General features: G+C 74.6%; 9 protein-coding genes. 6 read left to right on the top strand and 3 right to left on the bottom strand.

What is annotated here, in order from left to right:
• Nucleotides 1-76: 76 nt before the first annotated feature.
• Both ACGGZK_RS16605 and ACGGZK_RS16600 read right to left on the bottom strand, forming a co-directional pair.
• Nucleotides 77-1,303 (bottom strand): O-antigen ligase family protein, encoded by a 1,227-nt coding sequence (locus tag ACGGZK_RS16605; RefSeq protein WP_395243728.1) that lies wholly within the window; start codon nt 1,301-1,303, stop codon nt 77-79.
• A 37-nt stretch (nt 1,304-1,340) separates the two neighbouring features.
• The gene (locus ACGGZK_RS16600; RefSeq protein WP_395243727.1) at nt 1,341-2,519 is read right to left on the bottom strand and encodes an acyl-CoA dehydrogenase family protein; all 1,179 of its coding nucleotides are present in this window, start codon (nt 2,517-2,519) and stop codon (nt 1,341-1,343) included.
• Nucleotides 2,520-2,625: 106 nt separating this feature from the next.
• Here ACGGZK_RS16600 and manA point away from each other — a divergent pair, with 106 nt between their 5' ends.
• Complete coding sequence (gene manA / locus ACGGZK_RS16595) at nt 2,626-3,882, top strand: mannose-6-phosphate isomerase, class I (RefSeq protein ID WP_395243726.1); 1,257 nt, start codon at nt 2,626-2,628, stop codon at nt 3,880-3,882.
• A 16-nt stretch (nt 3,883-3,898) separates the two neighbouring features.
• Here the strand turns inward: manA and ACGGZK_RS16590 are convergent, their stop codons facing one another.
• The gene (locus ACGGZK_RS16590; RefSeq protein ID WP_395243725.1) at nt 3,899-4,882 is read right to left on the bottom strand and encodes a GlxA family transcriptional regulator; all 984 of its coding nucleotides are present in this window, start codon (nt 4,880-4,882) and stop codon (nt 3,899-3,901) included.
• A gap of 107 nt (nt 4,883-4,989) precedes the next feature.
• Between ACGGZK_RS16590 and ACGGZK_RS16585 the strand changes: the two genes are divergently transcribed.
• The 5 genes from ACGGZK_RS16585 (at nt 4,990) to ACGGZK_RS16565 (ending at nt 11,487) form a co-directional block, all read left to right on the top strand.
• Nucleotides 4,990-5,136 carry a hypothetical protein gene (locus tag ACGGZK_RS16585; protein WP_395243724.1) on the top strand — a complete coding sequence of 49 codons (147 nt, stop codon included), beginning with the start codon at nt 4,990-4,992 and terminating at the stop codon, nt 5,134-5,136.
• Nucleotides 5,137-5,191: 55 nt separating this feature from the next.
• On the top strand, nt 5,192-6,154 hold the full coding sequence (gene galE / locus ACGGZK_RS16580) for a UDP-glucose 4-epimerase GalE (RefSeq protein WP_395243723.1): 963 nt from the start codon (nt 5,192-5,194) through the stop codon (nt 6,152-6,154).
• 169 nt (nt 6,155-6,323) lie between these two features.
• A complete protein-coding gene (locus ACGGZK_RS16575; RefSeq protein ID WP_395246114.1) occupies nt 6,324-6,644 on the top strand; it encodes a WhiB family transcriptional regulator in 321 nt (106 codons plus the stop codon).
• Nucleotides 6,645-6,824: 180 nt separating this feature from the next.
• Nucleotides 6,825-10,037 carry a glycosyltransferase gene (locus tag ACGGZK_RS16570; RefSeq protein WP_395243722.1) on the top strand — a complete coding sequence of 1,071 codons (3,213 nt, stop codon included), beginning with the start codon at nt 6,825-6,827 and terminating at the stop codon, nt 10,035-10,037.
• On the top strand, nt 10,030-11,487 hold the full coding sequence (locus tag ACGGZK_RS16565; RefSeq protein WP_395243721.1) for a DUF5719 family protein: 1,458 nt from the start codon (nt 10,030-10,032) through the stop codon (nt 11,485-11,487). The genes ACGGZK_RS16570 and ACGGZK_RS16565 overlap by 8 nt, the downstream gene beginning before the upstream one ends.
• Nucleotides 11,488-11,498: the final 11 nt, after the last annotated feature.

Genomic DNA, 11,498 nt, shown 5'->3' with positions numbered 1-11,498 from the left:
GGTAGCGGCTCCGGCGACCATTGCCGCCGTTTCGTGGCCCAGGCGATCACGATGAACAGCACGAGGTTGCCCTCGATCAGCAGCCGGCTCTCGGCGAAGCTCTGCCCGATGAGGGCGACGAGCAGGAGCAGCGGCACGAGGGCGGCGGGGAGAAGGGGCGTGGCTCGCCGCGGTCGTCGACGGGCCGGTCGACCGCGAGGAACCAGCTGCGCCACATCGCGCCGATGACCATCGCGGTGAACACGACGACCCCGACGATGCCGAGCTGCAGCCACACGTCGAGCCAGGCGCTGTGCGCCTGCAGGTACTGCACGCCGTTGCGCACGGCGAGGCCGTCGAACGGCTCCACCCACGGCACCCAGTACCCGACCCAGCCCCAGCCGAACCAGGGCCGCTCGCTCGCGAGCCCGGTAACGGCCGACCAGATGTCGAGCCGGCCGGTGAGGTCCTCGCTCTTGCCGAGCGCGATCAGCAGCGCGTTCCAGCCGACGACGAGGAGCGCGACGGATGCCACGGCCACGCCGCCGGCCGTCCAGTAGAGGGGGCGCCGGCGGAGCGGGTCGATGCGTCGTGCCCAGGCGGCGAAGCCGAGGGCGACGAGCACGAGCACGCCGACGAGGATGACGGTCGCCGACCGGGTGAGGGCCAGCGTGCCTCCGGCGACGACGAGCCACGCGATGCCCTGGCGTCGCCGCATGCTGCCGGCGGCGAGCAGGCAGGCGAACACGATGACGCCGAACAGCGCGATCATGCCGAGCAGGTTCCGGTTGCCGACGATGCCCTCGATCGGTCCGCCCGTGAGCAGCAGTCCCCGCGACCAGTAGAACGCCATCGGGAGGTCGCCGGTGGTGTCGAACGTGGGGAAGTTCGGCAGCACCGGTCCGCCGACGACGACGGCGACCCAGAGCTCGAACAGGAGCGAGAGCGCGAGGATCCACTTGATCGCCCCGGCCAGCGCCGCGACGATCCGCGCCCACTCCACGCAGAGCACGAGCGAGACGGCCGTGACGAGGGTGACCAGGAGGATGAGCAGGCCGAGGGCCGTCGCGCCCGGGTAGGCCGACCACGTGATCGACAGCACCGCGAGCGTCACGAATGCGAGCGACGACGTCGGGGTCCGGCGCCAGTTCCAGCCGGGGCGGGTCGCGACGATGAGCGCGATCGCGCCGATCACGACGAGCACGGCGATGACGCCGAAGCCCCACCAGCCCAGCAGGTTCCGCCAGAACTGGCCGGCGAGCACGGTGAACAGCGCGAAGGTCGCGTACGCGCCGATGAGCGCCGAGCGCCGGCCGGGGGTCATGCGGTCAAGGCTAGCGCGGCGGCCGCCCGGAGCGGGCTCAGACGAAGGCCGCCTGCCCCGTGATCGCCCGGCCGACGATGAGGGTGTTCATCTCGCGGGTGCCTTCGTAGGAGTACAGGGCCTCGGAGTCGGCGAAGAAGCGGGCGACGTGGTGGTCGAGCACGATGCCGTTGCCGCCGCACACCTCGCGCGCCCAGCCGACGGTCTCGCGCATGCGGGCGGTGGCGAACGCCTTCGCGAGGGCCGAGTGCTCGTCGCGCAGGGTGCCGGCGTCCTGGAGCTGCGAGGCGCGGACGACCATGCCGAGCGAGGCCGTGATGTTGCCGAGGGCGTTGACGAGGTGGTCCTGGATGAGCTGGTGCGACGCGATGGGGCGGCCGAACTGCACGCGGTCCTTCGCGTAGGCGACGGCGGCCTCGTAGGCGCCGACCGCGGTGCCGACCGCGGCCCACGCCACCTCGGCGCGGGTGGCGCGCAGCACCTCGGCGGTGGCGCGGAACGAGTCGGCGTGCTGGAGGCGGAGCGACTCGGGCACCCGCACGTCGGTGAGCACGATGTCGGCGTTCTGCACGGGGCGCAGGCTGATCTTGCCCTCGATCTTGGTGGCGGCGTAGCCGGGCGTCGAGGTCGGGACGATGAAGCCCTTGACCTGCCCGTCGGCCTCGTCCTTGGCCCAGATGATCGTGATGTCGGAGAAGGTCGCGTTGCCGATCCAGCGCTTCTCGCCGTTCAGCACCCACTCGTCGCCCTCGCGACGGGCGGTGGTGCGCAGGCCCCGGGCGGAGTCCGAACCGGACAGCGGCTCGGTGAGGCCGAAGGCGCCGACGACCTCGCCGGAGGCGAGCTTCGGGATCCACTCGTCGCGCTGCTCGCGCGACCCGGCGACCGCGAGCGACCCCGTGGCGAGGCCGTTCTGCACGCCGACGAACGTGCCGACCGAGGCATCCACCCGCGCGAGCTCGAGCGCGACGAAGCCGCGGAAGACCGAGGAGTTCTCGAACGGTCGGGTCTCCTCCCACGCGAACGAGAGCACGCCCAGGTCGGCGAGCGGCCGCACGACCTGCATCGGGAACTCGGCGCGCTCCCAGTATCCGCCGATGATCGGCTTCACGTCGGCCTCGAGCCAGGCGCGGAGGTCGGCGAGCGCGTCGCGCTCCCGGTCCGTCAGCAGGTCGGCGTAGCCGTAGAAGTCGCTCTCGAGGGCGGCGAAGGACATGGACGGACTCCTCATCGTCGTGGGATGCCCCGAGCCTAGGTTCGCCTCGGGGCGGGGCCCGAAGCCGTTGTAGCTTGGACTGAACCGGCCGAGAGGACCCTCCCGCATGTTTGTGGCGATCCGCAACACCCCCCGCGACTACGCGTGGGGTTCGACCAACGACATCGCGGACTTCCTCGGCGTCGCGCCATCCGGTGGGCCGGAGGCCGAACTGTGGCTGGGCGCCCATCCGGGTTCGCCCGCGCAGATCGTGCCCGGCGACGGCGCACCGGCGTACCCCGATCTCGGCGCGTGGATCGTCGCCGAGCCCGAGCGCGCCCTCGGCCCGGCGCTCGCGGCCGGCGGCCGGTTGCCGTTCCTCCTGAAGGTGCTCGCCGCCGGCGCCCCGCTGTCGCTGCAGGCGCACCCGACGCCCGCGCAGGCCGAGGCCGGCTTCGCGCGCGACGAGAGCGAGGGCATCGCGATCGATGCGTGGGACCGCAACTACAAGGACCGCTTCCACAAGCCCGAGCTGATCGTCGCCGTGAGCGAGGAGTTCGATGCGCTGTCAGGCTTCCGGCCGACCACGGAGGTCGACGGCGTCCTCGCGGTGCTGCGCGCCGCCGACGCCGCGTCGGGCGCCCCCGATCCCGGTGCGCTCGACCTGCTCGCATCGCACCTCGCCGCCGAGGACGGCCTCGCGGCCACCGTCGAGTGGCTGCTGCGCGACGGACGCGGCGGCGACACCGGCGAGGCGTCGTGGGTGGTCGACCGGGTCGTCGCGCTCGCCGCGTCGGCGGAGGCGGCGGACTCGCCGTACGCCGCGTCGTTCGCGACGGTCGGGGACCTCGCGGTCGCCTACCCGGGCGACCCCGGCATCGTCATCTCGCTACTGCTCAACCGGGTGCGCCTGCGGCGGGGCGAGGCGCTGTACCTGGCGGCGGGCAACATCCACGCCTACCTCCGCGGCCTCGGCATCGAGCTGATGGCGGCGAGCGACAACGTGCTGCGCGGCGGGCTCACGCCGAAGCACATCGACGTGTCGGAGCTGCTCGAGGTGCTCGACGTCACCCCGATCGCCCCGCCGCGGCTCGCCCCCGAGGCGACGTCGCCGGGCGTGGAGACGTTCCGGCCGGATGTCCCGGACTTCGTGCTGCACCGGGTCGACCCGGGCGCGGCCGGCGACGCGGGTGCCGAGGTGCCGATCGACGGCCCGGCGATCGTGCTCGCCGAGGGCGGGGGCATCCGCCTCGGCGGCCGTGGCGGCGCGACCGGGCTCGTCCGGGGCGGGGCCGTCTACGTCACCCCCGACGAGGGCGTGCTGCGGGTCTCGGGCGACGGGGTCGCCTGGATCGCGACGACGGGTCGGGCCGAGGCATCCTGAGCCTCGCGCCCCGCGGTCAGCTCGCGGCGGCAGCGGCGACGTCGGCCAGCGGCCGGCGGGCGCCGAACGTGCGCCGGTAGGCCGTCGGGGTGGTCTGCAGCACGTTGACGAAGTGGTGCCGCATGATCGCCGCCGCGCGGAAGCCCGTCTCGCGGGCGATCTCCTCCAGCGTGAGGTCGGTCTCCTCGAGCAGCTGCTGCGCCCGCAGGAGGCGCTGCCGATTGAGCCACGCGTTCGGGGTCGTGCCGGTCTCGGCGCGGAACTTCCGCGCGAACGTGCGCGGCGACATGAGCGCCTTGCGGGCGAGCAGGTCGACGGTGAGCTCGTGGTCGAGGTGCTCGAGCATCCAGTCGAGGACCTGCGCGAACGAGTCGCTCCGGCACTCGACGACCGGGGTTTGGATGTACTGCGACTGCCCGCCGTCGCGCTGCGGGGGCACGACCATGCGCCGGGCGATGATGTTCGCCGCGCTCTGCCCGAGCTCGGTGCGCACGACGTGCAGCGCGGCGTCGATGCCGGCCGCGGTGCCGGCGCCGGTGACGACCCGGCCGTCCTGCACGAAGAGCACGTCGGGGTCGACCTCGGTGTCGGGGAACTCGGCGGCCATGCGGTCGGTGTACATCCAGTGCGTGGTGGCGCGACGCCCGGCGAGCACGCCGGCGCGCCCCAGGGTGAAGGAGCCGGAGCAGACGCTGAGCACCCACGCGCCGCGGGCGACGGCGTCGCGGATCACGGCGAGCACGCGCTCGTCGGCCGGCTCGTCGAGCAGGGACGCCGGGATGGCGACGAGGTCGGCGGTGTAGGCCGCCTCGAGCCCCTCGTGCACGACGACGTCGAAGCCGAGCTTCGTGGGGATCGGGCCGGGCTCGGCGGCGACGACGTGGAAGTCGAAGGCCGGGCCGCCTTGCGCGGAGCGGTCGATGCCGAACACCTCGCAGATCACGCCGAACTCGAACGGGGCCATCTGCGGGATCGCGACGCAGGCGATGGAGTGGAGCATCCGGGGCCTCCTCGGGTTGGCAGGACTGCGCATGTTGGCAGGAATGAGCGTTTCAGTGGCTACTCTGCCACTGGCGGCAGGATCTGGCAATACGTAGCGTTTCTGCCATGTTCATCATCCTGCTCCTGGTCCTGACCGCACTGGCCGTGTGGGGCGTCGTCGCCGCGGCCGCGATGATCTCCTCCGACGGCTACGGCCTCCCCGAGTCCGCCGACCGCCTCCGTCACGGCGACCGCCCCGGCATCCTCGCCTGACCCCGCCCGATACCATCGAACCGGCGCCGCCGACCGGCGCCGGATGGGTGGAGTGATGACCTGGCTGGTGACCGGTGGCGCGGGCTACATCGGAGCGCACGTGGTGCGCGCGTTCGAGGCGAAGGGCATCGGCACGGTGGTCGTCGACGACCTCTCGAGCGGTCGGCGCGCGTTCGTCCCGGCAGGCGTGCCGTTCGTGCAGGCGTCGATCCTCGACGGTCCCGCCCTCGAGGCCGCGATCGCCGAGCACGGCGTCACCGGCGTCGTGCACCTCGCCGGATTCAAGTACGCGGGCGTCTCCGTCCAGCGACCGCTGCACACCTACCAGCAGAACGTCACCGGCATGGCGACGCTCCTCGCGGCGATGGAGCACGGCGGCGTCGAGCAGATCGTGTTCTCGTCGAGCGCGGCCGTGTTCGGCACGCCCGACGTCGACCTCGTGACCGAGGACACCCCGAAGCATCCCGAGTCGCCCTACGGCGAGTCGAAGCTCATCGGCGAGTGGCTGCTCGCCGACCAGGCCCGCGCGACCGGCCTGAAGCACACGAGCCTCCGCTACTTCAACGTCGTCGGCTCGGGCTCGACCGAGGTGTTCGACGCCAGCCCGCACAACCTCTTCCCGCTCGTCTTCGACGCGCTGCTCGAGGGCCGCACGCCCCGTATCAACGGCGACGACTACGCGACGCCCGACGGCACCTGCGTGCGCGACTACATCCACGTCGCCGACCTCGCCGCCGCGCACGTCGTCGCGGCGGAGCGGCTGGCCGCCGGCGAGCCCGTCGAGGCCGCGTACAACCTGGGCTCGGGCGACGGCGTCTCGGTCGGCCAGATCATGCGGACCGTCGCCGACGTCACCGGTATCGCCTTCGAGCCGGAGATCGGCCCGCGCCGCATCGGCGACCCCGCCCGGATCGTGGCCACGGGGGAGCGCGCGGCGCGCGACCTCGACTGGCGCATGCGCCACTCGCTCGAGCAGATGGTGGAGAGCGCCTGGCAGGCGCGCAACGCGGCGTCCTGATCGGCGGAGGTCACGGCTCGGACACGTCGTCGGCGTGTCGCGCGCGTGATGAAGCCTCGACGGCGAGTTGAGGGTTTACGATCCCGCGACTTGACGGCAGGCGAACTACACCGATGTAATTGTTCTGACACGCCCGACGGGCGGTCGGTACAACTGGGTGGGAGACGATATGGGAATTCCTGAATATCGTTCTGGGGTACCTGAGGATTGGTTCGTCGACCCGGTACGCCTCGGCGTCCCGGGCGTTCGGGGGAACGTCGACGACGCCGATCCACTGGCCTGGCAGAGCGACTCACTGTGCGCGCAGACCGATCCCGAGGCGTTCTTCCCGGAGAAGGGCGGATCGACGCGGGACGCGAAGCGCATCTGCGGCGGATGCGAGGTCCGGGCGCAGTGCCTCGAGTACGCGCTCGGCAACGACGAACGATTCGGCATCTGGGGCGGGCTCTCCGAGCGCGAGCGCCGCAAGCTCCGCCGCCGAGCCGTCTGATCCCCAGCGGATCCGAGCAGACGGGACGCGAGCCGTCGGGAGCGATCCCGACGGCTCGCGGCGTCTCCGGGCGGGCCCGGCGGCCCTGATCGCGCCGTCGCCGGCCGACCTCCGACGGGTTCCGCGGCGCGCCCCGTCGGCTTCCCGGCCCTCGCGAGGGGGCCACCTAGGCTGTCCCCGATGTTCCCGAGAGTCACCGCCATCCTCGTCGTGCACCACGGCGGCGAGCGTCTCGAGCGCACGCTCGAGGCGCTGCGCAGCCAGCAGCGGCAACCGGATGCCACGATCGTCGTCCTGCTCGAAGCCGATGGATCGGCGGTCGACCAGGTGCGGGCGATCGAGCCCGGCCACGTCATCCAGCTGCAGACCCGCGTGCCGTTCGGCGAGGCCGTGCGCGCCGCCGATCGCGTGCTCGAGGCCCCGGAGGGCGACGGCGAGGCGCTGTGGCTGCTCGCGGAGGACACCGCGCCCGAGCCCGACGCGCTCGCGCGGCTGCTCGCCACGCTCGAGACCGGTCGTTCGGTCGCGGTCGCCGCGCCGAAGCTCATGGACTGGGACGAGCCCGACCGCATCGCGCACCTCGGCCGGTCGCTGACCCGGTACGGGCGCACCGTCGACCTCGTGTCGGGGGAGCTCGACCAGGGCCAGCACGACGATCTCAGCGACGTGCTCGGCGTCGACGCGCCCGGCCTCCTCGTGCGTCGCACGGCATGGCGCGCCCTCGAGGGCTTCGACCCGGCGCTGCCGACCGCCGACGACGCGCTCGACCTCTCGGTGCGCGTGCGGCTGGCCGGTCACCGCGTCAGCGTCGTGCCCGAGGCACGGGTGCACTTCGCCGGCGCCGGCGTCGCGGGGGAGACCGTCGGGGGCGGAGCGGCCGCACGCCGCCGCTTCCGTGCCCAGCGGCAGGCGCAGCTGCACCGCCGGATGGCGTACGCCCCCGCGGCCGCCGTGCCGTTCCACTGGATCACGCTGCTCCCGCTCGCGCTGCTGCGTTCGCTGGGGCTGCTGCTGCTGAAGGCGCCGGGCCGCATCGTGGGCGAGCTCGCCGCCGCCCTCCGCGTGATGTTCTCGCCCATCCGCATCTCGGCGGCGAGGCGGTCGATCCGCCGGGTGAAGGCCGTCGGCTGGTCGGCCGTCGCGCCGCTGCGCGTGCCGGCCGAGGAGGTGCGGCGCCGCCGTCGTCTCGAGGGCGAGGCGCGGCGGGTGCGGGCGCGTGGGCGCACCGAGGAGCTCCAGTTCCTCGGCACCGGCGGCGGGTGGGTGCTGCTCGGCTCGGTCGTGCTGTCGGTCGCGGCGTTCCTCTGGCTGCTCGGCGCGAACGGCGTCGCCGGCGGAGCCCTGCTTCCCCTCTCCTCGTCGGTCGGCGAACTGTGGCGCAACGCGGCCTACGGCTGGCGCGACGTCGGCGCCGGGTTCGTCGGCGCAGCCGACCCGTTCGCCGGCGTCCTCGCCGTCCTCGGCTCGCTCGCGTTCTGGGCGCCGTCCTGGGCGATGGTCGTCGTCTGGCTCCTCGCGATCCCGGTCGCGGCCCTCGGCGCGTGGTTCGCGGCCTCCCGGCTGACCGACCGCGGCGCCCTGCGCGCCCTCGCGGCCTTCGGCTGGGCCGTGTCCCCACCGTTCCTCACGGCACTCGCCGACGGCCGCCCATCGGCGGTCGTCGTCCACGTGGTGCTCGGATGGCTCGCCTTCGCCGTCCTCGGCGCCGCGCGCTCCTGGGCCTCGGCCGCGACGGCGAGCCTGCTGTTCGCCGTCGCCGTCGCCGCGGCGCCCAGCCTGGCCCCCGCGCTCGTGGCGGCGTGGATCGTCACCGTCGCGGTGAGCGGCCGGGCAGCCCCGCGCCTGCTCCTGCTCCCGATCCCGGCCGCCGTGCTGGCCGCGCCGCTCGTCTGGGCGCAGGCCGAGCGGGGTGCGTGGACGGCGCTCGTGGCCGACCCCGGGGCATCCGTGCCGAGCGCGGTGCCGAGCGACTGGTGGCTCGCCCTCGGCTTCCCGGGCGGTGACGCCGGCTCCTGGCCCGCGACGATCGACGCGCTCGGCCTGCCCATCCCGCCCGAGTGGGCCGCGACCGCCCTGCTCGCCCCGCTCGTGCTGCTCGCGCTGGCGGCACCGGCGGCACCGCGCCTGCGCCGCGGCCTGCTCGCGATCGGCGCCGCGCTGCTCGGCTACGCCACGGCGGTGGCCGCCGCTCACCTCGCGGTCGCGACCTCGGGCGACGCCTCGATCGCCCTGTGGACCGGAGCCGGGCAGAGCCTCATGTGGCTGGGCCTGCTCTCCGCCGCCGTCGTCGCGCTCGACGCCGTGCGCCGGGGATCGGCCTGGCTCGCCGCGGTCGCCGGGGCGGCCGCGCTGGTGGCGGTGCTGCCGCTCGGCATCTCGCTCGCGACCGGCTCGGCCGCCGTGCACCCGGCCGCAGCCCGCACGATGCCCGCCTTCGTCGTCGCCCAGGCCGAGGAGGACCCGCGCGTCACCACCCTCACGATCGACCCGATCGCCGGCGGCAGCATCCACGCCGGGCTCCAGCACGGCACCGGCGCCACCCTCGACGACCAGTCGACGCTGGCGGCCACCGAGGACGGCCTCGACGCCGACGAGCGCCGGCTGGCGGAGATCGCCGGCAACCTCGCCTCCCGCAGCGGCGCCGACGCCGCGGCCGCGGTCGACGAGTTCGGCGCGGCCTTCGTGCTGCTCGGCCCCGCGCCCGAATCGGATCGCCGTGCGGTCGCGACCGCGCAGCGGGCGACCGCCGCCCTCGACGGCAACGCCGCCCTCGTGCCGGTCGGCGACACCGCGTTCGGGCGGCTCTACCGGTTCGTCGACGCCCCCAGCCCCGCGCCGGCCGCGGCGATCCCGACCGACGCCGGCGGGTCGACCGCGGTGCTCGTCACGACGATCCAGCTCGTGGTGCTCGGCGCGATCCTGCTCCTGTCGATCCCGACGGGCGCGGGCCGGGAGCCCGACCGCCGCCGTCGGCGGCCGGTCGCGAAGGGCGCCAAGCCCGCCGCCGTGCGCGGCGCGGCAGCGGCGGATGCCCCGGTGGAGGCGGATGCCCCGGTGGAGGCGGATGCCCCGGTCGACGCGGCGCCCGGGGCGCCGGGATCCGTCGAGCCCGACGCAGCCGGGTCGGTGGACGCCGCCCACCCGGCCGATGCGGCGGATGCGCCCGAGCCGACGGACGCGCCGGAACCGACCGTTGCGCCCGACCCGGCAGACCCGGCAGATCCGGCCGAGCCAGCCGACCCGGCCGAGCCATCCGACCCGGTCGAGTCATCCGACCCGGTCGAGCCATCCGACCCGGTCGAGTCATCCGACCCGGTCGAGCCATCCGACCCGGTCGAGCCATCCGACCCGCCGGCGACCCGGCCCGACCGAGGAGGCGACCGAGATGCCTGACCGCCGCCGCATCGTCCGGGGCGCCCTGCGCGCCACCGCCGCCCTCGCCACCGTCGCGATCGGCGCGGCCGCCGTCGCGGCGGCCGTGATCGTGCCCTGGCCGGAGTCCCGCGCCGAGCCGGAGTCCGTCGTCGTCGCGCCGACCGAGAGCCGGCAGCAGCGCGTCTGCCCGGGACCGCTGCTCGAGCTCGGCGACGACGCGCTCGCCGCGACGACCGCCACGAGCTTCGGCCCGGCCGACCTCGTCACGACCGTGGTGCCCGCGGACGCCGACGTGGAGGAGATCCCGCTCGGCGCACCCGACAACCCCGCCTCGGGCACCGACGGCGGTCCGACCGTCCTGCAGGTCGAACCCGGTGTCGCCGACATCGGCATGCTGGCGGGCGCTCAGGCGCAGCAGGCGCTCAGCGAGACGCTCGCGGGCCTCGCGGTCGCCGCCTGCCGCGAACCGGTCGCCGACGCGTGGCTGGTGGGCGGCTCGACGGCGCTCGGGCGCGTGACGCTCGTGCTGCTCGCGAACCCGACCGAGGTGGCGGCCGAGGTCGACCTGCGCGTGTTCGGCGAGGCGGGACCGGTCGACGCGCCGTCGGCGCTCGGCCTCGTCGTGCCGCCCGGCACGCAGCGGATCGTCTCGCTCGCCGGCCTCGCGCCCGACCTCGCGTCGCCCGTGGTGCACGTGACGAGCACCGGCGGGCGCATCGCCGCGACGCTCGAGCAGACCGCGATCGACGGGCTCTCGCCGGCCGGCGCGGAGTTCGTGGCGGCGTCCGCGGCGCCGGCCGACGAGGCCCGCATCCCGGGCGTCGTCATCGTCGAGTCCGGGCAGGTCGTCGACGCCGACCATGCCGAGGGCGACGCGTTCCCGGCGCTGCGACTCCTCGCGCCCGGCGACGACCCGGTCGACGTGTCGGTCGGCGTGGTGCCCGAGGGCTTGGGATCGGGGACGACGATCGACGTCTCGCTCCAGCCGGGCCAGGTCACCGACGTGCCCCTCGGCGAGCTCGAGCCCGGGACGTACGCGGTCGACCTGCTCGCCGACGGCCCGATCGTCGCCTCGGCGCGGGCGAGCATCGCGGCGATCCCGACCTCCGAGCCGGGCGCGCTCGCCGACCCCGGCGACCTCGCGTGGTACCCGGTGCCGAGCCCGCTCATCGGCGACCTCGCGGTCGCGGTGCCGGATGCCCCATCGCCCGTGCTCCACCTCGTCGCGCCGACCGGCGCCGACGTGGAGGCGATCGTCGCGCCCGTCTCCGGCGGCGCGGAGCAGCGGGTGCTCGTGCCGGCCGGCGGCGGTGCCGCCCTCGACCTCGAGCCTGGCCAGGGCGTCGTGCTCCGCCAAGTCGAGGGGCTCAGCGCGTCGATCTCGTTCGGCGACGGGCGCACGCTCGCGTCGATGCCGCTCGAGCCGCCGGGCGCGGTGGACGCGCCGATCCGGGTCTACCCGCGCTGACCGGCGACCGC

The organism is Agromyces sp. MMS24-K17, assembly GCF_043950245.1.
Taxonomy (GTDB): Bacteria; Actinomycetota; Actinomycetes; order Actinomycetales; family Microbacteriaceae; genus Agromyces.
The sequence above is the reverse complement of the archived record's forward strand: the minus strand, read 5'-3'. Positions and strand labels throughout refer to the sequence as shown.

Coding starts and splice junctions, on each gene's coding strand:
- ACGGZK_RS16585 (WP_395243724.1), top strand. CDS start 4,990: ATGTTCATCATCCTGCTCCTGGTCCTGACCGCACTGGCCGTGTGGGGC.
- ACGGZK_RS16605 (WP_395243728.1), bottom strand. CDS start 1,303: ATGACCCCCGGCCGGCGCTCGGCGCTCATCGGCGCGTACGCGACCTTC.
- ACGGZK_RS16570 (WP_395243722.1), top strand. CDS start 6,825: ATGTTCCCGAGAGTCACCGCCATCCTCGTCGTGCACCACGGCGGCGAG.
- manA (WP_395243726.1), top strand. CDS start 2,626: ATGTTTGTGGCGATCCGCAACACCCCCCGCGACTACGCGTGGGGTTCG.
- ACGGZK_RS16590 (WP_395243725.1), bottom strand. CDS start 4,882: ATGCTCCACTCCATCGCCTGCGTCGCGATCCCGCAGATGGCCCCGTTC.
- ACGGZK_RS16575 (WP_395246114.1), top strand. CDS start 6,324: ATGGGAATTCCTGAATATCGTTCTGGGGTACCTGAGGATTGGTTCGTC.
- galE (WP_395243723.1), top strand. CDS start 5,192: ATGACCTGGCTGGTGACCGGTGGCGCGGGCTACATCGGAGCGCACGTG.
- ACGGZK_RS16565 (WP_395243721.1), top strand. CDS start 10,030: ATGCCTGACCGCCGCCGCATCGTCCGGGGCGCCCTGCGCGCCACCGCC.
- ACGGZK_RS16600 (WP_395243727.1), bottom strand. CDS start 2,519: ATGTCCTTCGCCGCCCTCGAGAGCGACTTCTACGGCTACGCCGACCTG.